The sequence below is a fragment of the Azospirillum sp. B4 genome, assembly GCF_000333275.1.
Classification (GTDB): domain Bacteria; phylum Pseudomonadota; class Alphaproteobacteria; order Azospirillales; family Azospirillaceae; genus Nitrospirillum.
The window spans coordinates 1-22,510 of sequence record NZ_BACU01000699.1 but is presented as its reverse complement, the minus strand read 5'-3'; the positions used below and the strand labels follow the sequence as shown (position 1 = coordinate 22,510).

General features: G+C 67.7%; 17 protein-coding genes and 2 pseudogenes. 17 read left to right on the top strand and 2 right to left on the bottom strand.

All coding sequences use genetic code 11. The annotated features are described in order from the left end of the window. Positions 1–2 precede the first annotated feature (2 nt). From I55_RS31400 to thiD, 10 genes and pseudogenes are all read left to right on the top strand, one after another. The gene (locus I55_RS31400; RefSeq protein ID WP_044564667.1) at positions 3–356 is read left to right on the top strand and encodes a biopolymer transporter ExbD; all 354 of its coding nucleotides are present in this window, start codon (positions 3–5) and stop codon (positions 354–356) included. A gap of 20 nt (positions 357–376) precedes the next feature. Next, positions 377–1,339: a hypothetical protein gene (locus I55_RS31395; protein WP_044564665.1), complete on the top strand. Its 963-nt coding sequence runs from the start codon at positions 377–379 to the stop codon at positions 1,337–1,339. Further along, positions 1,339–2,672: pseudogene (tolB, locus tag I55_RS31390) on the top strand (Tol-Pal system beta propeller repeat protein TolB). The gene I55_RS31395 and the pseudogene tolB overlap by 1 nt, the downstream one beginning before the upstream one ends. Positions 2,673–2,846: 174 nt before the next feature. Further along, positions 2,847–3,350, top strand: coding sequence for a peptidoglycan-associated lipoprotein Pal (gene pal / locus I55_RS31385; protein ID WP_044564664.1), 504 nt, complete (start codon positions 2,847–2,849; stop codon positions 3,348–3,350). A gap of 236 nt (positions 3,351–3,586) precedes the next feature. Then, positions 3,587–4,588, top strand: a complete 1,002-nt coding sequence (gene ybgF, locus I55_RS31380) for a tol-pal system protein YbgF (protein ID WP_049974689.1) — start codon at positions 3,587–3,589, stop codon at positions 4,586–4,588. 26 nt (positions 4,589–4,614) lie between these two features. After that, positions 4,615–6,059: pseudogene (gene tilS, locus I55_RS39625) on the top strand (tRNA lysidine(34) synthetase TilS). A gap of 130 nt (positions 6,060–6,189) precedes the next feature. Then, entirely contained in the window at positions 6,190–8,130 is a 1,941-nt protein-coding gene (gene ftsH / locus I55_RS31370; protein WP_044564663.1) for an ATP-dependent zinc metalloprotease FtsH, read from the top strand. A gap of 110 nt (positions 8,131–8,240) precedes the next feature. Continuing rightward, positions 8,241–9,326, top strand: coding sequence for a dihydropteroate synthase (gene folP / locus I55_RS31365; RefSeq protein WP_044564662.1), 1,086 nt, complete (start codon positions 8,241–8,243; stop codon positions 9,324–9,326). Between the two features lie 32 nt (positions 9,327–9,358). Next, entirely contained in the window at positions 9,359–10,738 is a 1,380-nt protein-coding gene (gene glmM / locus I55_RS31360) for a phosphoglucosamine mutase (protein ID WP_044564661.1), read from the top strand. A 4-nt stretch (positions 10,739–10,742) separates the two neighbouring features. Beyond that, the gene (gene thiD, locus I55_RS31355; protein ID WP_044564660.1) at positions 10,743–11,540 is read left to right on the top strand and encodes a bifunctional hydroxymethylpyrimidine kinase/phosphomethylpyrimidine kinase; all 798 of its coding nucleotides are present in this window, start codon (positions 10,743–10,745) and stop codon (positions 11,538–11,540) included. Here thiD and I55_RS31350 read toward each other — a convergent pair. After that, positions 11,537–12,934 (bottom strand): PLP-dependent aminotransferase family protein, encoded by a 1,398-nt coding sequence (locus I55_RS31350; protein WP_044564659.1) that lies wholly within the window; start codon positions 12,932–12,934, stop codon positions 11,537–11,539. The two genes, thiD and I55_RS31350, sit on opposite strands and share 4 nt — an antisense overlap. A 116-nt stretch (positions 12,935–13,050) precedes the next feature. Here I55_RS31350 and I55_RS31345 point away from each other — a divergent pair, with 116 nt between their 5' ends. The 6 genes from I55_RS31345 (at position 13,051) to I55_RS31320 (ending at position 21,064) form a co-directional block, all read left to right on the top strand. Then, positions 13,051–13,857 carry a PhzF family phenazine biosynthesis protein gene (locus I55_RS31345; protein WP_044564669.1) on the top strand — a complete coding sequence of 269 codons (807 nt, stop codon included), beginning with the start codon at positions 13,051–13,053 and terminating at the stop codon, positions 13,855–13,857. A 399-nt stretch (positions 13,858–14,256) separates the two neighbouring features. Further along, positions 14,257–15,993, top strand: a complete 1,737-nt coding sequence (locus tag I55_RS31340) for a hypothetical protein (protein WP_044564658.1) — start codon at positions 14,257–14,259, stop codon at positions 15,991–15,993. A gap of 234 nt (positions 15,994–16,227) precedes the next feature. Further along, positions 16,228–17,397 carry a phosphoserine transaminase gene (locus tag I55_RS31335; protein ID WP_044564657.1) on the top strand — a complete coding sequence of 390 codons (1,170 nt, stop codon included), beginning with the start codon at positions 16,228–16,230 and terminating at the stop codon, positions 17,395–17,397. 112 nt (positions 17,398–17,509) lie between these two features. Continuing rightward, the gene (gene serA, locus I55_RS31330; protein WP_044564656.1) at positions 17,510–19,087 is read left to right on the top strand and encodes a phosphoglycerate dehydrogenase; all 1,578 of its coding nucleotides are present in this window, start codon (positions 17,510–17,512) and stop codon (positions 19,085–19,087) included. A gap of 252 nt (positions 19,088–19,339) precedes the next feature. Further along, entirely contained in the window at positions 19,340–19,687 is a 348-nt protein-coding gene (locus I55_RS39215; RefSeq protein WP_004273812.1) for a methyl-accepting chemotaxis protein, read from the top strand. A 327-nt stretch (positions 19,688–20,014) separates the two neighbouring features. After that, positions 20,015–21,064, top strand: coding sequence for a GGDEF domain-containing protein (locus I55_RS31320; RefSeq protein ID WP_049974690.1), 1,050 nt, complete (start codon positions 20,015–20,017; stop codon positions 21,062–21,064). Between the two features lie 166 nt (positions 21,065–21,230). Here I55_RS31320 and I55_RS33735 read toward each other — a convergent pair whose 3' ends face one another. Beyond that, a complete protein-coding gene (locus I55_RS33735; protein WP_049974686.1) occupies positions 21,231–21,587 on the bottom strand; it encodes a hypothetical protein in 357 nt (118 codons plus the stop codon). Between the two features lie 232 nt (positions 21,588–21,819). Between I55_RS33735 and I55_RS31310 the strand changes: the two genes are divergently transcribed. Continuing rightward, positions 21,820–22,510 (top strand): ATP-dependent helicase (locus I55_RS31310; RefSeq protein WP_044564654.1); only part of this gene is annotated, 691 nt, incomplete at its 3' end.

The window sequence follows — 22,510 nt, the reverse complement described above, 5'->3', positions numbered from 1 at the left end:
TGATGCTGGTGCTGCTGATCATCTTCATGGTCACGGCACCCCTGCTGACCGTGGGCGTGCCGGTCGACCTGCCCAAGGCCTCGGCCCCCGCCGTGCCGGGCCAGGACGAGCCGCTGGTGGTGTCCATCCGCGAGAACGGCGACGTCTATCTCAATGAGACCAAGACCGACCTCGACCAGTTGGTGCCGCGGTTGCAGGCCATCAGCCAGAACAACGCCGACGCCCGCATCTTCGTGCGCGGCGACAAGTCGCTGGCCTATGGTCGCATCATCGAGGTCATGGGGGCGATCAGCAGCGCCGGCTACAAGAAGGTGTCGCTGATCTCCCAGATGCCCGACCACCCGGCCCGTCGCTAGCAGGAAGCCCGACCGATCCCATGCGTCCGGCCATCATCTTTTCAACCGTCCTGCACATCGCGCTGCTGCTGCTGGCCATCCTTGGCCTGCCGCTGCTGAAAAGCGAACCGCTGGTCATGTCCGAGCCGGTGGCGGTGGAGATGGACATCAGCGCGCTGACCAACACCTCGGTCAAGCCACCGGAAACGCCGCAGCCGCCGGCGCCCCAGGCGCCGGAGCCGCAGCCCGATCCCACCCCGCCCACGCCGCCGCAACAGGCGCAGGCTGAACCCACCCCTCCGCCGCCGGAGAAGGTGCCGGAACCGCCGCCGCCCGAACCGCCCAAGCCTGAGCCGCCGAAGCCGGAACCGCCGCCGCCGCCCAAGCCCGCGCCGCCGCCGGAGCCCGAGGCCCTGCCCATCAAGAAGATGGAGGTGCCGAAGATCGAGGAGCAGCAGACGGCGGAGCTGGAACAGCCCAAGCCCGTGCCGAAGCCGGAACCGAAGCCCGAGCCGCCCAAGCCTGAACCCAAGAAGCCGGAACCGCCGAAGAAGGACACGCCGTCGCTCGACAGCATCCTGAAGAACGTGGACAAGCTGAAGGACGACAAGCCCAAGCAGACGGCGAAGGATACCCCGGCCAAGGACACGCCTAAGACACAGCAGACCTCACAAGCCCAGCCTCAATCCGACCATCTTTCGGCGTCAGAAGAGGATGCATTGCGCTCGCAACTGGCGGGGTGCTGGGCGGTGCCGGCGGGTGGCAAGGATGTGGACAAGATGAGTGCCGACATCCGCGTCACCTTCGACAGCGCCATGCATGTCACCAAGGTGGATTACGTCACCGGCAATGGCTCGCTGAGCAACCCGACGTACCGCAGTTTCGTGGAGAGCACCCTCCGCGCGCTGCAAAAGGATCAATGTTCGACCTTGCGCCTGCCCAAGGATAAGTACGGCGGGGCCGGGTCCATCGTGTTCACGTTCAGCCCGAAGGACATGTTCTGATGACCACGCGAGAGACGCTCATCGCCATAAGGCGCGCCATCGCCCTGGCCGCCGTGCTGTTCCTGGCGGTCGCGGTTCCGGCCAAGGCCGAGTTGCATGTCAGCATCGACAAGGGAACCGTCGAGCCCCTGCCCATCGCCGTCACCCAGTTTTATGGCGAGCCGGTGGGACAGCAGATCGCCAACGTGGTCGAGGCCGACCTGGAACGGTCGGGCCTGTTCCGGCCGCTGGATCACCGTGCCTTCATCCAGACGCCGGACCAGTTGGCCGCCGGCCTGCCGCGCTATGGTGACTGGAAGGTCATCAACGCCCAGGCGCTGGTCAGCGGCACCGCCGCCGTCCAGCCCGACGGCCGCCTGAAGGTGGAATTCCGCCTGTTCGACGTGCTGGCGCAGCAGCAGCTGACCGGTCTGGCCTACTTCACCCAGCCGGACGGTTGGCGCCGCATCGCCCACATCATCGCAGACGCCATCTACAAGCGCGTGACGGGCGAGGATGGCTATTTCGACACCCGCGTCGTCTACATCGCCGAATCGGGTCCGGCGACGGCGCGACAAAAGCGTCTGGCCATCATGGACCAGGATGGGGAGAACACCTCTATCTGACCGATGGACGGGTGCTGGTGCTGACCCCGCGCTTCTCGCCCACGGCTCAGGAAATTACATACCTGAGTTACTTCAACAACAAACCTAGGGTGTATATCTTCAACGTGGACACCGGCCGGCAGGAAGTCCTGGGTGACTTTCCGGGCATGACGTTTGCCCCGCGCTTCTCGCCGGATGGCAACAAGGTCATCATGAGCCTGGCCACCAACGGCAACACCGACATCTACCTGCTGGACCTGCGCACCCGTCGGCAGACCCGGCTGACCGACAATCCGGCCATTGATACCGCTCCCTCCTTCTCTCCGGACGGAAGTAAAATTACTTTCGAATCCGATAGAGGCGGTAGTCAGCAGATCTATACGATGAATGCTGATGGCACGAATGTTCAGCGTATTACTTTCGGCGCTGGCAAGTATGGTACACCGGTTTGGTCGCCCCGCGGTGACCTCATCGCCTTCACACGGATCAACGGTGGCCGGTTCTCGATCGGCGTGATCCGCCCGGACGGTTCCGGTGAGCGTGAATTGAGCACCGGCTACCTGGTTGAGGGGCCAACCTGGGCGCCCAACGGTCGCGTCCTCATGTATTTTAAGGAAAAGCCGACGGGTGAGGGCGGTCGCCAGCGCCAGGTCCGCCTCTACTCCATCGACCTCACCGGGCGCAACGAACGGCAGATGTTGACGCCCACCGACGCCTCCGACCCCGCTTGGTCGCCCTTGATTCCGTGAGTGCGCCACAGTACTTTCGCAGCGCAAGAGCGACGTAAGACTTGTCGGTCTACAGAGACGGGAATAAGTGGCGGTGGCGGCTTGACAGCCGCCGCCGCCACCTCACTTCAATCGAGATCGCGGTCGCGATAACATCAATCCCACTTTAAAGTTGTCCGTAGGGGGTCTCAAACTATGCGCATGAAATACCTGAGCCTGTGTGCGGCTCTCGCCCTGGTGGCCGCTTGCTCCTCCACCCCGGAGAAGAAGGCCGAAGTCGCCACCGGCGGCACCACCACCACCACTGCTCCGGCCCCCGCGCCGAAGCCGACCGGCCCGGTCCCGGGTTCCAAGGAAGACTTCGTGGTCAACGTCGGTGACCGCGTGTTCTTCGGCTATGACAAGTTCGACCTGACCCCCGAAGCCACCGCCACGCTGGACAAGCAGGCCGCCTGGCTGAAGAAGTACGGTTCGGTCACCATCACCATCGAAGGCCACGCCGACGAGCGCGGCACCCGCGAGTACAACCTCGCCCTGGGTGAGCGCCGCGCCAACGCCGTGAAGAACTACCTGACCGCCCTGGGCGTCGACCTGGCCCGCGTGCAGGTGATCAGCTACGGCAAGGAGCGTCCCGCCGTCCTCGGTTCCAACGAGGCCGCCTGGGCGCAGAACCGTCGCGGCGTGACGGTCATCAACTGATCTGCCCCCCAAGGGTAGCCGGTTAAGGAGGCGCCGTTCGACCCTTGGGGTCGGGCGGCGCCTTTTTACTTGGCGGATATTACTTTAGGGCAGAGTAATACTTCCTTTGAGATAAGGTGGCGCGCATCGACCCTTCCGGATGGACAGGTCCCCGCGCCAAGGTGCCGCTTGGCTGGCCAAGCCGTTGTGCCAAGCTGATTTTCCCAGTCCCGATGATCGCTCCCGGAACCGACCCCATGACGCCGTCGCTGACGTCCCCCCGCCCGATCCCCATTCTGTCGCGCCCCTGGCTTTCGCGCTCCTGGTGCCGCTGGGCCGCCGTGGCCGCCCTGGTCGCGGCCCCGTTGCTGGCGTCCGCGCCAGCGCAGGCGCAGAGCCGGGACATGCAGGATCTGCTGAACCGCCTGTCGCGGCTGGAAACGGACATGCAGACCCTGTCGCGCGACGTCTACCGCAACGGCGTGAAGCCCAGCGGGCCCATGACGGGCGTTCCCGGCGGCGGCGGTTCGGCCGCGGCCGGCGAGCTGGAGGTACTGAAGCTGCAGATGGAAACCCAGACGCAGCAGCAGACCGGCAAGTATGAGGAACTGGCCTACCAGGTGTCCCAGATGAAGGAGCGGCTGGACAAGCTGTCGGCCGATATCGAGCTGCGCTTGCAGAAGCTGGAGGACAAGGCTGGTATCGGCCTGGGCGCCAACGGCGGTGGGACCGACGCGGGCGCCCCGCCGCCCCCGGCCGACCTGAAGGGCACGGGCAAGCCGCCCCTGCCGCCGACCGACACCGCGCCGCCGCCGGCCAAGGGCGCGGCCGCACCCGCCACCGCCCCGGCGTCCGACGCCGGTCCGCTGCCGGCCGGCCCGGCGCAGGACCAGTACGACTACGCCTTCAACCTGCTGCGCCAGGGTGACGCCCCCAATGCAGAGCGGGCGTTCAGCCAGTTCCTGAAGCAGAACCCGGACAACCCGCTGGCCGCCAACGCCCAGTATTGGCTGGGTGAAACCTTCTATATGCGCGGCAACTACAAGGCCGCCGCCGTGGCCTTCGGCGACGGCTACAAGAAGTATCCCAAGAGCACCAAGGGTGCTGACTACCTGCTGAAGCTGGCGCTGTCTCTCGACGGCCTGGGGGACAGGCCCAGCGCCTGCGTGGTGTTGAAGCAGCTGGACGCTGACAAGGACGCCTCCCCCACCGTGAAGCGCCGGGGTGAGGAGCAGAAGGGCCGCCTGGGCTGCAAGTGAGGACGGGCAACTAGGGGCGGGATGCCATGGAAGCGGCCGGGGGCAAGACCGGCGAGTCGGGGGGAACGGCGGTCGATGATGCGCTGTTCGCCCGCCTCATGGCGCCCCTGGGGCCGTTCGAGACGGCGCCCGTGCTGGCCGTCGGCGTGTCTGGCGGCCGCGACAGCCTGGCCCTGACCCTGCTGGCCCACCGCTGGGCCCAGGCCCGGGGCGGCCGGATCCAGGCGTTCACCGTCGACCACGCCCTGCGGCCTGAGTCGGCGGCGGAGGCGGCGCAGGTGGCCCGCTGGCTGGCCGCGCGCGGCATCGACCACGCCATCCTGACCTGGGAAGGGCCGAAGCCAGCGACGGGCCTGCAGGCCGCGGCGCGCCAAGCACGGTACGCGCTCCTGGCGGCGGCCTGCCGGGAACGGGGCATCCTGCATCTGTGCCTGGCCCACCACCGCGAGGACCAGGCGGAAACCGTGGCCCTGCGGCGGAAAGGGGCAGTGGTGCCGACGGGCTGGCCGGCATGGCGGCGGTGCGCGCCCTGGCCGACGTGCGCCTGTTGCGCCCCCTGCTGCCCTTGCCCCGCGCCGACTTCGGCGCCACCTGCCAGGCTTTCGGCCTGTCCTGGATCGACGATCCCTCCAACCTGATGGACCGCTACGCCCGGGGGCGCTTGCGCCGCCAGGGGGGCACGGTGCCGGTGTCCGACCTGCTGGCGCACGCCGCCGACGCGGCGCGGGTCCGCACCGCGCTGGAGGTGGCGGTGGCCGATGCCGCCGCCCGCCATGTCCTGCTGGCGCCGGAGGGCTATGCCGTGGTGGACGCCGATGCGCTGACCCTGCTGCCGTCCCCTGTGGCCGCGCGCCTGCTGGCGGGCCTGGCGGCGGCGTTGGGTGGTCAGCCCTATCCGCCGCCGGCTGAGGCCGTGGCCCGTCTGCTGACAGCCTTGCCCAGGCTGTGGGCGCCGGACGCGGGCCCCCTGGCCTTGACGCTGGCCGGCTCCCAGGCGCGGCGCCTGGCCGGGGCGGGGGGGCGGCGGATGCTGCTCTTGTTGCGCCAGGCGGGACGCATGGCCCCACCGGTGGCCGTGGCCGGCGGCACGGTGCGCTGGGACGGGCGGTTCCAGGTGGAGGTTCGCTCCGGCGAACCGGACCTGACGCTGGGCGCGCTGGGTGTGGCGGACGCGCGCCGGCTGGCGGTCCTGACCTTGCCGGCGCTGGCGCGGATTCCCAAGCCCGTCTGGCCCACCCTGCCCGTTTTTCGCCGGGGGACAGCCCTGCTGGCGGTGCCACATCTGGACTGGAGGGTGGGGCCGCTTGGCCCCCCGGCGGGGGAGGGGGTGGATGGGCCGGAGCCGCGCGCCGCCTGGGCTCCGCCGGCGTTCCGCCCACCGTCGCCGGTCGCACCTCCCCCGTTTTTGCCAAAGGCGGAGGCCGGTCTAGACGTGATGGCAGTTGTCTCGGACGCCCGCGTCATTATCTAATGGAAACGGTCCCTGTGGTTTGATGCCGGATGTGGGCTAAAACCACCGGGAGGGCCGCGGCCCCCGCCATCGATACCGGTCCTGTCGGCCGGGTGGCAGGGCGCGGTTGGTCGAGGAAAGGCTGAGAGACGTGAACAACTTCGGTAAAAATTTGGCGCTGTGGGCATTTATCGGCGTCTTGCTGTTCGTGCTGTTCAATCTTTTCCAGACTTCCTCCAATCGGACGACGCAAGCCAGCATCCCCTTCAGCGAACTGCTGGAAGAGGTTGAGCGCGGCACGGTCGCCGACGTCACCATCAAGGGCCCCCAGGTCACGGGTCATTACCGCGACAACCGCACCTTCTCGACCTATGTGCCGCCGGAGAGCAACCTGGTGAGCCGCCTGGCCGACAAGAACGTGAAGATCACGGCGGTGCCGGATGACAGCGGCAACCCCACGCTGTTCAGCATCATCCTGTCCTGGCTGCCCATGCTGGTCCTGATCGGCGTGTGGATCTTCTTCATGCGCCAGATGCAGTCCGGCGGCGGCAAGGCCATGGGCTTCGGCAAGAGCCGCGCCCGCCTGCTGACCGAGAAGGTGGGCCGTGTCACCTTCGACGACGTGGCCGGCATCGACGAGGCCAAGCAGGAGCTGGAAGAGATCGTGGAGTTCCTGAAGGACCCGCAGAAGTTCCAGCGCCTGGGCGGCAAGATCCCGAAGGGCGTGCTGCTGGTGGGCCCGCCGGGTACCGGTAAGACCCTGACGGCCCGCGCCGTTGCGGGTGAGGCCAACGTGCCCTTCTTCACCATCTCCGGTTCCGACTTCGTGGAAATGTTCGTGGGCGTCGGCGCCTCCCGCGTCCGTGACATGTTCGAGCAGGGCAAGAAGAACGCCCCCTGCATCATCTTCATCGACGAAATCGACGCCGTCGGCCGCCATCGTGGCGCCGGCCTGGGCGGTGGCAACGACGAACGTGAGCAGACCCTGAACCAGCTGCTGGTCGAGATGGACGGGTTCGAGGCGAACGAGGGCGTCATCCTCATCGCCGCCACCAACCGTCCCGACGTGTTGGATCCGGCCCTGCTGCGCCCTGGCCGCTTCGACCGCCAGGTGGTCGTGCCCAACCCCGACATCCTGGGCCGCGAGAAGATCCTGAAGGTCCACATGCGCAAGGTGCCGCTGGCCCCCGATGTGGACGCCCGCACCATCGCCCGCGGCACCCCTGGTTTCTCCGGCGCCGATTTGTCCAACCTGGTGAACGAGGCGGCGCTGCTGGCGGCCCGCGGCGGCAAGCGGGTGGTGGGCATGGCCGACTTCGAGAATGCCAAGGACAAGGTCATGATGGGCGCGGAGCGCCGGTCCATGGTCATGACCGAGGAGGAGAAGCGCACCACCGCCTTCCATGAGATGGGCCACGCCTTGGTGGGCATCTACATGCCCAAGGCCGATCCCCTGCACAAGGTGACCATCATCCCGCGCGGTCGCGCGCTGGGCGTGACCATGGCCCTGCCGGAGCGTGACCGGTATTGCTGGGAAAAGATCGAAATGGAGAGCCGTTTGGCCGTGCTGTTCGGCGGCCGCATGGCGGAAGAGTTGGTGTTCGGGCCGGAGCGGGTGACCACCGGCGCCTCCAACGACATCATGAAGGCGACGCAGATGGCGCGCGCCATGGTGACCGAGTACGGCATGTCCGACCGCCTGGGCCGCGTGCGCTACAGCGCCAACGAGCAGGAGGTGTTCCTGGGCCACAGCGTGACCCAGCAGCAGAACATGTCCGAAGCCACGGCCAACATCATCGACCAGGAGGTCCGCCGCATCATCGAGGAAGCGGAGGGTAATGCCCGCCGCATCCTGACGGAGCACATGGACGACCTGCACAACACCTCCAACGCCCTGCTGGAGTACGAGACCCTGTCGGGTGACGAGGTGCGGGCCCTGCTGCGCGGCGAGTCCATCGTGCGGCCCGAGGCCAACGACCCGCCCAAGGTGCCGCCGCGCGGCGTCGGCCGCCGCACCTCGGTGCCGACCACCGGCGGCACGCCCAGCACCGATGGCGGCCCGTTCTCCCCCGAGCCGCAGCCTGGCACCTGATCAGCCCGGCATGATCTTCAAGGCCCCCGGTCGCCCCATGGCGGCCGGGGGTTTTGCTTTCAGGGGGCAGGGGCTAGGATCGCGCCGCTTCCACCACGGACTCCGTCCCCATGACTCGTGATTCGCTGCCCGTCGGCCCCATCGCGCCGCAAGACCTGTATCTGACTCCAGTGGCGCTGCTGTCCGGTTCCGACGCCGGTGCCGGCAATCCTCTGGCCGGTACCGCCCTGGCCTTTACCCGGGTCGAGGTGGCGGTGCGCCAGACGGGGCGCGTCGAGCGGGCGATACTGGACCTTCCGAAGCTGGCCGGCTGGGCAACCGGAGTCGGCCTGGCGGCGGAGGTGGACCGGCGCGTGGCGTCGCTGTCCGCGCCGCGCCCGGCCTTCGCCGGGCTGGACCTGTCCCGGCCCCTGGTCATGGGCATCGTCAACGTCACGCCGGATAGCTTCTCCGATGGAGGGGATTTCGCCGCCGCCGCCGCCGCCGTCGCCCATGGTCTTGCACTGATGGAAGCGGGTGCCGACATCCTGGACATCGGTGGCGAGAGCACCCGTCCCGGGGCGGCGTCGGTGTCGCCATCGGAAGAGGAGGCGCGCGTCGTGCCTGTCATCCGCGCGCTGGCGGCGGCGGGGGCGGTGATCTCCGTCGACACCCGCCACGCCGCCGTCATGGCGGCGGCGCTGGACGCCGGCGCCCGCATCGTCAACGACATCAGCGCGCTGGAGGGCGATCCCGACAGCCTGGCCCTGGTGGCGGCGCGCGGCTGCCCGGTGGTGCTGATGCACATGCAGGGCGACCCCCGCACCATGCAGCTGGAGCCGCGCTACGCCGATGCCGCCCTGGATGTGATGGATTACCTGCTGGCCCGGGTGGCGACCTGCGTGGCCGCCGGCATCCCGCGTGAGCGCATCGCCATCGACCCCGGCATCGGCTTCGGCAAGACGGTGGCGCATAATCTGGACATTCTGCGCCACACGGCGCTCTATCATGGCACCGGCTGCGCCCTGCTGGTGGGCCTGTCGCGCAAGCGCTTCCTGGCCGCCCTGTCGCGGGGGGAGGCGCCGAAGGACCGGGTGGCCGGGTCGCTGGCCGCCGGCCTTGCCTGCCTCGACCGGGGCGCGCATATCCTGCGGGTGCATGATGTGGCCGAGACGGTGCAGGCGCGGGCCCTGTGGCAGGCGCTGCATCCGGCGTGATGCTTAGACTTCTGACGACGGCGTGAAAGACGATGGCGCGTAAACTCTTCGGTACCGATGGCATCCGCGGCACGGCCAATACCGAGCCCATGACGGCCGAAACGGCCCTGAAGGTGGCCATGGCGGCGGCCTTGCAGTTCCGCCGCGGCAACCACCGCCATCTGGTGGTCATCGGCAAGGATACCCGCCTGTCGGGCTATATGCTGGAACCGGCGCTGGTGGCGGGCTTCATCTCCATGGGCATGGACGTGACGCTGGTCGGGCCCATGCCGACACCGGCCGTGGCCATGTTGACGCGCTCCCTGCGGGCCGACATGGGCGTCATGATCTCCGCCTCCCACAACCCGTACTACGACAACGGCATCAAGCTGTTCGGGCCGGACGGTTACAAGCTGTCGGACGACGTGGAGGCCGCCATCGAGGCGCGCATGGCGGAAGGCTTCGGCAGCGATCTGGCCAGCGCCAAGGATCTAGGCCGGGCCCAACGCCTGGACGACGCCATCGGCCGTTATATCGAGCAGGCCAAGGCCACCTTCCCGCGCGGCCTGCGGCTGGACGGGCTGAAGATCGTGGTCGATTGCGCCCATGGCGCCGCCTACAAGGTGGCGCCCAAGGTGCTGTGGGAACTGGGGGCCGAGGTTGTTCCCGTGGCGGTGGCGCCGGACGGCTTCAACATCAACAAGGAGTGCGGCGCCACGGCGCCCAAGGCGATGCGCGACGCGGTGGTGGCCCATGGCGCCCACCTGGGCATCGCCCTGGATGGCGACGCCGACCGCCTGATCCTGGCGGACGAGACCGGCACCCAGATCGACGGCGACCAGGTCATGGCGCTGATCGGTTGCGCCAGCGCCGACGCCGGCACGCTGCGTGGTGGCGGCGTGGTGGCCACCGTCATGTCCAACCTGGGGCTGGAACTACACCTGAAGAGCCGTGGGCTGAGCCTGGCCCGCACGCCCGTGGGCGACCGCTACGTGGTTGAGCATATGCGCGAGCACGGCTTCAACGTGGGCGGCGAACAGTCCGGCCACATCGTCCTGTCCGACCATGGCACCACGGGCGACGGCCTGGTGGCCGCCCTGCAGGTGTTGGCCGTCATCCAGCAGTCGGGAAAGCCGGCGTCGGAGGTGCTGCGCGTCTTCCAGGCGCTGCCCCAGGTGTTGAAGAACGTGCGGTTCGAACCGGCGGGCGGGGCGGCCCCCCTGGCGGCCGCCAGCGTGCAGGACGCCATCCGCGCCGGCGAGTCGCGCCTGGGCGGCACCGGCCGCGTGCTGATCCGCAAGTCGGGCACCGAACCGCTGATCCGCGTGATGGCGGAGGGCGACGACCAGGGCCTGGTGACGGCGGTGGTGGATGACATTGTCGCCGCCATCAAGGACGTGGCTCCGGCACCGGCCGCCAAAGTCGCGGAATAAGGCCGTGCGCGGCCGCGTCCTGATCGTCGCCGGGTCCGACAGTGGTGGCGGCGCCGGCATCCAGGCGGACATCAAGGCGGTGACGGCGCTGGGCGGCTACGCCATGACGGCGGTGGCGGCCCTGACGGCGCAGGACACCCACGGCGTGCGGGCGGTCATGCCCGTGCCGCCGGACTTCATCGCCCTGCAGATGCGGCTCTGCCTGGCCGACATCGGTGCCGACGCGGTCAAGACCGGCATGCTGGCCTCGGCCGAGGTCATCGAAACGGTGGTCGAGGTGCTGACCGAGGTGGGCGTGCCGGCCCTGGTGGTCGATCCCGTCATGGTGGCCAAGGGTGGCCAGCGCCTGTTGGAGGACCGTGCCCTGTCGGTCGCCATCAAGCGCCTGCTGCCCATCACCACCCTGCTGACCCCCAATACCGAGGAGGCCACCGCCCTGACCGGGCTGGTGGTGGAAAGCCTTGACGACATGCGCCGCGCGGCCTGCCGGCTGCTGGACCATGGTGCCCATGCCGTGCTGTTGAAGGGCGGTCATCGGCACGGCCCGGTGGTGACCGACCTGCTGGTGACCCGGGGCGGGGAGCATGCCTATACGGCATCCCGCATCGACACGGCGCACACCCACGGCACCGGCTGCACCCTGGCCTCGGCCATCGCCTGTGGCTTGGCCCAGGGCTTGGACGCGCCGGCGGCGGTGGCGCGGGCGCATGCCTACGTGCAGGAGGCCATCCGCACCGCCCCTGGGTTCGGCGGCGGCCACGGCCCCCTGAACCACGCGCATACGGTCAGGCCGTTCCCCTAAACGAAACTGTCCCCCATCGCCGCCGGCTCGGCCAGCAGATTGGCCAGGGTGCGCAGCCCTTGCTCCAGAACGTCGGTGCGCTCCACCCCGCCGATGCAGACGCGCACGGCATGGGGCGTATCGCCCCGGGCGACGGCGAAGGCGTCTGCTGGGGTGATGCGCACGCCCCGGCTTATCAGGGCGCGGGCGAAATCCTCCCGCCGCCAGGGCTCGGGCAGGGATAGCCACAGGTGGGGGCAGGCGGGATCGGAGGGGACGCCGGGCAGCAGGCGGCGGGCCTGGGCCTGACGCTCCGCCACCAGGGCGCGGCGCTGGGCCGCGCTGTCCAGGGCGGCGCCGGACAGGATGAATTCCGCCGACAGTTCAGCTCCCAACGGGTTGACCCCCAGCAGGGTGGCGCGCAGCAGGGTGCGCACGCGGTCCATCAGGGCCGGCGGGCACAGCAGGAAGCCGGTGCGCAGGCCGGGCATCAGGTTTTTCGACAGGCTGGTCAGGAACAGCACCCGCTCCGGATCCAGCGCGGCCAATGGTGACCAACCGGACGTGGTGGCGGACGCCAGAAAGCCGTAGACATCATCCTCCACCACCAGGATGCCGGCCCGCCGGCAGGCATCCAGCACTGCCTGGCGCCGCGCGGGCCCTTGCGTCACCGTGGTCGGGTTGTGCAGTCGTGGCATGCAGTACAGGGCATGGGCGCCATGGGCCCGCGCCGCCTGCTCCAGCGCCTCGGGCAGCAAGCCTTCGCCATCCATCGCCACCGGTACCAGCCGCAGATCCAGCAGCCCGGCCAGCGGCTTCACCGCCGGGTAGGACAGGCTCTCCACCAGCAGGCTGTCCCCGGGCCGGGTGATGGCGGCCAGGGCCAGATGCATGGCGTTCTGTCCGCCGGCCGTGGGCAGGACCAGAGCGGGGTCGACCGCCATGCCCGTGGTTTGCTCGATCCAGGCGGCGCCAGCCTGGCGGTGTCGGACGCTGCCGTTGACGGGGGGATAATGCATCAGGCCCGACAGGTCGCTGCGGGCCGCCAGTTGCACCAGCGCCTGGCGCAGCCGCTCCTCATTCGGGTGCTGGGCCGAGGCGTTCACTGACAGGTCGATGATGCCGGTGTTGTCCACCGGCGCCTCGGCCGGGCGGGGATCGCGCACGAAGGTGCCGCGCCCGACCTCCCCACCGATCAGCCCGCCGCGTTCCGCCTCGGCATAGGCGCGGGTGACCGTGCCCACCGTGACGCCCAGCCGCCAGGCCAGGTCGCGGTGGGTGGGCAGCTTGGCGCCGATGGGCAGGGCGCCGCTGCCGATATCGTCCTGCAGGGCGGCGGCGATGGCGCGATAGCGGGGGCCGGTGCGCCGCGAAATGTCAGGCAGCCATTGGGGCTGTTTTTCAGTCATTGTCATGGGGACAATATCGGCATTGATGGGAATATGTCCCTGTTCTATTCCGGAATTGTCTTCATTGCTAGCCACCTTTTGGCGGGACAATGCCGTCCCGCGCTTCCTGGAGGATGATCGCCATGCGCCTGCCCATCTATCAGATCGATGCCTTCACCGACGCCGTCTTCGGCGGCAACCCCGCCGCCGTGGTGCCGCTGGAGGCCTGGCTGCCGGACGCGGCGATGCAGGCGATCGCGGCCGAGAACAACCTGTCGGAAACGGCGTTTTTCGTGCCGCCCGGTGCCGGCGATGACGGCGCCTGGGGCTTGCGCTGGTTCACGCCGGCGGTGGAGGTTGACCTGTGCGGCCACGCCACGCTGGCGACCGCGCATCTGATGATGAACATCCTGCATCCTGGCACCGACAGGGTGGTGTTCCGCACGCGGAAGGCCGGCCTACTGGCCGTGGGGCGGCTAGACGGGTTGTTGACCCTGGACTTCCCGTCCCGCCCGCCGCAAATCCCGGAAACGGTGCATGATGGTTTGGTGGCGGCCCTCGGTGGCGCGGCGCCCACCGCCATCCTGGCCGCCCGCGATTATCTGGTGGTCTATGACGATGCCGCCGCCGTGCGCGCCTTGACCCCGGATATGGCGGCTTTGATGGACATCGACCGCTTCGCCGTCATCGTCACGGCGCCGGGGGATGAACCCGGCGTGGACTTTGTCTCCCGTTTCTTCGCGCCGGCCAAGGGCGTGCCGGAGGATCCGGTGACAGGGTCCGCCCATTGCACCCTTATCCCCTATTGGGCCCGGCGCCTGGGTACCGACCGGCTGTCGGCACGGCAGGTGTCGCGGCGGGGGGGGGCGCTGACCTGTCGTCTGGACGGTGACCGTGTGCGCATCGGTGGGCAGGCGGCGCTGTTTCTGGAGGGACATATCCATATCTGAGGGTCGCCGACGACGACACAACCCTTGCCATCAGTCGTGATTTAATTTCTCCACCAAAAGGTATGGTTTGGCCGACGGTCTATGCCGTTCAGCAGATTGACCCCGGGCCTGCCTTTTGGGGAGGATGCCGGACGCTTTGGAGTCGGAAGGGGTATGGCGTTGGTCGGTCTGCCCCCAACCGATGGTTTGACCCTTCCGCTCCAGGTCAGCCCGATTCCAGGGGGCCAATTCCCCCGAATTTTCTGGCATGCCAGTTCCGGAAGGGGTGGTTGCGGACATAGCCGTTTACCCGGCCCCCCGGATGCGGGATTATACGACACGCATCTTTAATAAATTTGGGCGTTTAAGCTGTATTAATGATACGGCAGCGTCAATCTATTCGTTGGAGCCAGGGTCCCCGTGGAGAGGCAACAGCACCTAGTCGGAACGGTTAAAACCGCGTTCGAGCTGCATAGCCTGCACAATGACCAGTGGCTTCTGGTCAAGGAAGGGCCTGACCTCCGGCAGATCGAGCCGGCGGCCGCCCTGCTGATCGACCGCAAGGAGGTCGACGGCGTGCGCATCGTCCGGCGCCGCGACTATCTGGACCACGATTTCAAGAGCCACATCACCGTGCGCAAGCGCCTGCGCGCCGGCGTGGCCGAGACCGATCCCCTGCAGATCGCCAATCCCGGCCGCGACGCCTCCTGGTGTGACCGGGCGGAGGACTTCACCGGTGACATCCAGCGCCAGGTCATTCGGGGCCTGTTCGCCCGCTACCTGGATGAGCACCGGCTGACCCCGCTGGAGGTGTTGTATTACGAGGTGGCCGCCCGGGCGCTGGACAACGCCGGCACCCTGGTGCAGGGCGCGTTGCAGCGCTTGGCCAGCCAGCAGGTGCGCGGCACGCAGCAGTCGGCCGTGTCGCGCATGAAGGAACTGATGGCCATGGTGGACGACGGCCTCAGCCGTCTGGTGGCCAAGGCCAAGGGCAATCCCGTGCCGCCGCTGGCACCGGGCGGTTTGAAGGCGCTGGCTGACAAGCTGGCCGTCGGTGGGGCCGATCCCATGCCCGGCCTCTATCGCGCCACCGCCGCCTACCTGGCCGGCACCAAGACCTGGATGGAAAAGCTGGACCGGCTGTTCCGCCTGTTCAGTCCCGAACTGTCGGTGCGCGAGATGCGCATCATCGACAGCATTGCTGCCGAGATCATGGGCTCCTCCCTGGCCCTGCGGGAACTGGTGGGGAAGGAGGCCGACCGCATCGAGCTGGTGCTGAACGCCATCAACCTCTACGTCGGCAAGCTGGGCAAGGTGGAGATGGACGATGCCGGCAGCCATCTGCCGGGCGTCATCACCCTGTCGGAACTGCTGGCGCAGGGGGTTCTGCCCCGCACCCTGGCGGAGCTGCGCCTGGGCCTGCTGCGCCACCTGCACGCCCGCCTGCCGTTCCATGGCGAGCGCAACATCCAGGATGAGCTGCGCGCCCTGGTCCGGATCCAGGACCATCTGAAGGTGACGGCACCGGCCCTGGTGAACGACGAGGAAATCCAGGAAGCGATCAACTTGCGCGCCGACAAGCTGATCCAGCCGGAGGCCATGGCGGATGTCATGGCCATGGCCCGTGGGACCTATTCCAAGATCAACCTGGTCCTGAGCCTGGTGAACATGGCGCCGGGCAGGCAGGCCAAGGCCAAGCTGGCGCCCTACCTGCGGTCCCTGATCGTGCCGGATGATATCGTCTGGGACATGGGCTGCCAGAATCGGCGCATGGACATCATTCCACCGCTCAGCGAGTTGTCCGACCGCATCATGAATGCCGGCCTGCCCGAGGGCCCGAAGCGTGAGATGCTGGAGATTCTCGACAGCGCCCTGTTCGAGACGGTGCGGACGGAGATCGTGGGCAACCAGGCCATGGGCTTCGCCGATCGCATGCTGGCCCTGATCAACACCTGCGGGGGCCTGCCGGAGGGCAGGGCCCGTGGCTTCGCCAGCGACACGCTGACCACGGCGCTGCGCCGGCCGGAATTCATCCTGAACTATCTGGAGCGCTTCGAGAGTGCGTCGGAGCGTCGGGACAACTACTTCAAGCTCTGTGAGAACCTGGCCGCCAGCCGTCTGGTGCCGCCGGCCCTGATCCCGCACGCGGCGGCCTGAGATCGCCGACGGGCGGCCCGGCGGTTATGCACCGTAAGCCGGGGCGGCGAATGCTGGCGCCCGTGCGGGGCGAGCACAGATCCACCCGAAAGAATGTTTCGCACTGCATTCCGGCATGGCAGCAATGTGTCGCGCCCATATCGTCATGATTGACGTTCTTGCGCGGTGCCCATAAGGTCCGCGGCGGGACACGCCCCCCCAACGGGGCGCAACTATTCTGCGAGGAATAGCAACATGACCGTACCGCCGAAGCCCGAGAGCCGGCCGTCGAATCCGAATTTCTCCTCTGGTCCTTGCGCCAAGCGTCCGGGTTGGACGCTGGAAGCCTTGAAGGGCGCCCTGGTGGGCCGCTCGCACCGGTCCAAGCCCGGCAAGGCCAAGCTGCAAGAGGTCATTGACCGCAGCCGTGCCCTGCTGAACATCCCTGCCGACTACCGCATCGGTATCGTGCCCGCTTCCGACACCGGCGCCGTGGAAATGGCCCTGTGGTCGCTGCTGGGTGCCCGTGGCGTCGACATGGTCGCTTGGGAAAGCTTCGGCAAGGACTGGGTGACCGACGTCGTGAAGCAGCTGAAGCTGGCCGACGCCCGCACCTTCACCGCCGGTTACGGCAAGCTGCCGGACCTGACGCAGGTCGATTTCAAGAACGACGTGGTCTTCACCTGGAACGGCACGACCTCCGGTGTGCGCGTCCCTAACGGTGACTGGATCGCCGCCGATCGTGATGGCCTGACCATCTGCGACGCCACCTCCGCCGCGTTCGCCATGGACCTGCCGTGGGACAAGCTGGACGTGGTCACCTGGTCCTGGCAGAAGGTGCTGGGCGGTGAGGCCGCGCACGGCATGCTGGTGCTGAGCCCCCGCGCCGTCGCCCGCCTGGAAAGCTACAAGCCGGCCTGGCCGCTGCCCAAGATCTTCCGCATGACCAAGGACGGCAAGATCGTCGAAGGCATCTTCAAGGGCGAGACCATCAACACCCCGTCGATGCTGGCGGTGGAGGATGCCCTGGACGGCCTGCGCTGGGCCGAATCCGTGGGCGGCCTGACGGGCCTGATCGAACGGTCCGAAAGCAATCTGGCGGCCGTGGCCGATTGGGTTGCCGCCGGCACCACCGCGGCCTTCCTGGCCGATGTGCCGGCCACACGATCCTGCACGTCCATCTGCCTGAAGTTCGCCGACCCGAAGCTGGCGACCCAGACGGCAGAGGTCCAGGCGGAGGTCGCGAAGAAGGTGGCGGCCCTGCTGGAAAAGGAAGGCGTGGCGCTGGACGCCGGCGCCTATCGCGATGCCCCCCCGGGCCTGCGCATTTGGGGCGGCGCCACGGTGGAGCGGTCGGACATCCAGGCGCTGCTGCCGTGGATCGACTGGGCCTACGCCACGGTCGCGGCCGAGTTGGTCGCCTGATCCGCGCTTTCGCGTCTTAACGCCTATTCCCGACATACGGCCTGGCGCCGCCTGACACCCGAGTTACATTCGGGGGCGGCGCCGGCCCATCCTCCAGAAGGATCGCAGAGCCATGCCCAAGGTTCTCATTTCGGACAGCCTGAGCCCCCGCGCCGTCGAGATTTTCAAGGAGCGCGGCGTCGAGGTCGACGTCATCACCGGCCTGAAGCCCGATGAGCTGAAAGCCATCATCGGCAAGTACGATGGCCTGGCCATCCGCTCGTCCACCAAGGTCACCAAGGAAGTCCTGGCCGTCGCCACCAACCTGAAGGTGGTTGGCCGCGCCGGTATCGGTGTCGACAACGTGGACGTGCCCGCCGCCACCGCTAGCGGCGTGGTGGTGATGAACACGCCCTTCGGTAATTCCATCACGACCGCCGAGCACGCCATCGCCATGATGTTCGCGCTGGCCCGTGAGATCCCGGCCGCCAACACCTCCACCCATGCCGGCAAGTGGGAAAAGAACCGCTTCATGGGTGTCGAGCTGTACGGCAAGACCCTGGGCGTCATCGGCTGCGGCAACATCGGCTCCATCGTGGCCGACCGCGCCGTGGGCTTGAAGATGCGCGTCGTCGCGTTCGACCCCTTCCTGTCGGCCGAGCGCGCCCAGGACCTGGGCGTGGAGAAGGTGGAGCTGGATGATCTGCTGCGCCGCGCCGACTTCATCACCCTGCACACGCCGCTGACCGACGCCACCCGCAATGTGCTGGATGCCAAGGCCCTGGCCAAGACCAAGCCCGGCGTGCGCATCATCAACTGCGCCCGCGGCGGCCTGATCGTCGAGGCCGACCTGAAGGCTGCGCTGGACAGCGGCCATGTCGCCGGTGCCGCCCTGGACGTGTTCGCGGAAGAGCCGGCCAAGGAAAGCATCCTGTTCGGCAATGAGAAGATCATCTGCACGCCGCACCTGGGCGCCTCCACCACGGAAGCGCAGGAGAACGTGGCCCTGCAGGTGGCCGAGCAGATGTCCGACTTCCTGGTCACCGGCGCCGTGGTCAACGCGCTGAACATGCCCTCGGTTTCGGCGGAGGACGCGCCCAAGCTGAAGCCCTACATGAAGCTGGCCGAGCAGCTGGGTGGCTTCGCCGGCCAGATCACCGAGACCGGCCTGAAGTCGGTGACGGTGGAGTACGAGGGCCAGGTTTCTGACCTGAACACCCGTCCGCTGACCGCCATCGTCCTGATGGGCCTGCTGTCGCCCCTGTTGGCCTCGGTCAACATGGTCAACGCCCCCGTCATCGCCCGCGAGCGGGACATCAAGGTGGCGGAGACCAAGCGCGAGGACGCCGCCGACTACCAGACCCTGATCCGCGTCGTGGTGCAGACGGAGCGGGCGACCCGCACCGTGGCCGGCACCCTGTTCGGTGGTGAGAAGCCACGCATCGTGCAGATCGAGGAAGTGCCGATCGAGGCGGAGCTGAGCGAGCACATGCTGTTCATCCGCAACGAGGACAAGCCCGGCTTCATCGGCAAGCTGGGGACCACGCTGGGTGACGCCGGCGTGAACATCGCCACCTTCCACCTGGGCCGCACCGAGGCCGGCGCCAACGCCATCGCCCTGGTGTCCGTGGACCAGGAGGTGGGCGACGCCCTGCTGGAGCGCATCCAGGGCCTGCCCAGCGTGGTGCGGGCGAAGGCCCTGCGCTTCTAAAGGCAAGTTACAGTTATGATGCGGGAAAGGTCGCCTCGGGGAAACCTGGGGCGGCTTTTCTTATGCCTTATCGCTGGAATTCGGGATCATTTCGCAAGCGAATCAAATAAATCGAGGCATATCCAAGAGAGCTGATTTTGTCCGTCCCGGCCCCTGTTCTTCTGTGGTATTAGAAGGCATCGGTTGGCCGTCCCGGCAGGGGACACTCGGCCACCGTTCCAACGACACCCATTCAACCCTCAGGTGCCATCGATGAGCTCCACGCCCACCAGTCTGTCGAAGACCGAGTTGTCCTCCGCCCTCCAGGAAATCAGCCGGGAACTGGAAGGCCTGCGCGCCGAGATCGAGAAGGTGGGCACCGTTGCCCAGCAGATTGACGCCATCGCCAAGCAGACCAACCTGCTGGCCCTGAACGCGACCATCGAGGCCGCCCGCGCGGGTGAGGCCGGCAAGGGCTTCGCCGTCGTCGCCGGCGAAGTGAAGAACCTGTCGGGCCAGACCGCCGCGGCCACTGCGGAAATCTCCGCCGTGCTGCAGAGCCTGACCAAGCGCACCCAGCACCTGGGCCAGCTGGTTGAACGGGCCATCACCTCCGCCTGATGGAGCATCAGAACAGGCCGCCCACACGAAAGTGGTGGCGCTGTATTCGCAGGCCCGCGCCGGGGGCGATCCCTTGGGCGCGGGCCTGTTTCTTTACGCGGCAAGGCACGTTTTTTTGAGTGCGGGCCTTCGCGGGCCGTTGGCTGCGGTGCGAGCGATTTCGGATAAGATAACTCTTTCCAATTTTCCTTCGTTTCCATCGCCGCGGTTTTGTGACTTATTCTTACGGATAAGGGCGGAGGGCGGTCCTCCCTGAAATGGGGGTACCCTGAAGGTGTCCCGGAACCGGTCACCGCCCGGTCAGGCTCATCGCGTGGGGAAGTGCACGTGCTGTTTGCTGAGGGATCACAGGCTGCCAGCCACCTCGCCGACCGGGCGATGGAGCGTATGCGCGCCGAGTCCGTGGCCCCAAATCCGCACAACTTCACCGTCTGGTACGCCTATTACAGCGGCCGCTACCCCGACCTCACCCGGGCGGTGGACATCATCGCCAGTAACGGCTTGCCGTTCACCGAGGCGCGCTGCGGCGAGCTGTATCACAAGTTCTTCGCCGCCGATGATGAGCTGCAGGCCATCCAGGAAATCGGTGTCAAGTTGACGGAGGCGTTGGCCGGCATCACCGGCGCCGTGTCGTCCGCCGGCAATGACGTGGGCAATTTCGGCGCGGCGCTGAAGGTGTTCCAGGGGCAGGTCGATCTGTCCAACACCCTGGACCAGCTGCGCGGCGTCATCCGCGCCATGACGGAGCAGGCGCAGCGCGTGGCCGTGCGCAACCAGTTCCTGCAGACGCAGTTGACCGATAGCGCCCAGCAGCTGGAAAGCATGCGCCGCGACCTGGACGTGGTCCGCCGCGAGGCCATGACCGACGCGCTGACCGACCTGGCGAACCGCAAGCAATTCGACCAGGCCCTGCGCGAGGCCGCGGCCACCGCCATGGAGGATGGCCGGCCGCTGTGCCTGCTGATGATCGACATCGATTTCTTCAAGAAATTCAACGACAATCACGGGCACGTGGTCGGTGACCAGGTGCTGAAGCTGGTGGGCCGCACCCTGAAGGATTCGGTACGCGGTCGCGACACCGCCGCCCGTTTCGGCGGCGAGGAGTTCGCCATCATCATGCCCGAGTCCACCCTGGACGAGGCGCTGGCCTTCGCCGAACAGACCCGGGCCACCATCGCCAACCGGCGGATCGTGAAGCGCACCTCCGGCGCCGCCATCGGCAACATCACGCTATCCGTCGGTGTCGCCCTCTACGAGCCGGGCGAGACGCTGGGCCGTTTCATCCAGCGGGCGGACGAGGCGCTGTACATGGCCAAGCACCAAGGCCGCAACCAGGTTCGGGCCTTCGTGGCGCCGGCCGAGGCGGCTCTTGTGTGAAGTTCCTCAATCGCCGGCGGCCCATCCGGGCCCTTTGGCTTGTCCTCGTTTCGCGGTCCGCTGACGCTCCCCGCAAACTGCGGCGGTCCCAGTCGGGACCTCGTCGCTACGCTCCACGCGCCTTTGAAGTTGGCTTTGCCGGGAAAGGCTGAGGCGCGTCAGCGCATTACCACTTCCGCTCGGTCTTCATGCCGCCGGCGTTGATGGCGTCCAGGAAGGGGCTGCCGGTGGACTTGCGGTCGCGGCTGGCGCGGAGCGTGCCCTGGGCGCGCGTGGTGGCCACTACCTTGATGGCGGCTTCGGTGGCGTCGGTGTGGATCTGGCGGCGCACGTCCGATTCCAGCGACTCGAACGCCTCACGGGCGAAGACCAGCGCGTTCTCCGACCGGGTTTCCAGAACCTGGCGCAGGGCGTTGGCGGCCATCAGGCATTCCAGGCGTTCCGGCCCGGACAGGTCGTCCAGCACGTCCGCCAGGATGCCAATCGCTTGCAGCGTCTTGGTGTCGTTCAAGCGCAGGTTCATCGGTTCACTCCCCGCTTCGCCGGTGGCTGCCCGGATGGGGCTGCCAGACGAAGGGCTTCATCACGTTAGTCCTTATCTTTCCACCATATGAACCCCCTTGTGCAACGGGATAGCTGCTCTCCCTTTAGGGGAGGCGGCCCTTCTGGAAGGCAGCGGCGGAAAGGGTAGGGGCCCTGGATCAGTGATCGTAGGGGCAGACGAATGGAGGCCTTGTGCTATATATGTTCCCATCATGACCGATCTGTTTTCCCGTCTGGACCCGCCCGCCCCGCCCAAGAAGGACGAGCCTGAGAAGCTCGCGCCTTTCGTCGCCGCCCCGCGTCCGGCGCCGGCCCCGCCGCCACCACCCCTGCCGGCTGGCTGGTCGCCGGCCTATCTGGACGTGTTGAACCCGGCGCAGCGCGAGGCGGTGGAGGCGCTGGACGGTCCCGTCCTGGTGCTGGCCGGCGCCGGCACGGGCAAGACCCGGGCGCTGACCACCCGGCTGGCCCATCTGCTGATGACCCGGCGGGTCAGCCCCTGGAACATCCTGGCGGTCACCTTCACCAACAAGGCGGCGCGCGAGATGCGGGAGCGCGTGGGCGCGCTGATGGGCACGGACACCGAGGGCTGGTGGATGGGCACCTTTCACGCCCTGGCCGCCCGCATCCTGCGACGCCATGCCGAACTGGTGGGCCTGACCTCCAGCTTCACCATCCTGGACACCGACGACCAGCTGCGCCTGCTGAAGCAGCTGATGGAGGCGGAGGGGGTGGATTCCAAGAAATGGCCGGCCCGCGTGCTGCTGTCGGTCATCGAGCGGTGGAAGGACCGCGCCCTGCCGCCCGACCGCCTGCGCCCTGAGGACGCTGGCGAGGCCGCGGGCGGCAAGGTGCTGACCCTGTACCGCCAGTACCAGGAGCGCCTGCGCACGCTGAACGCCT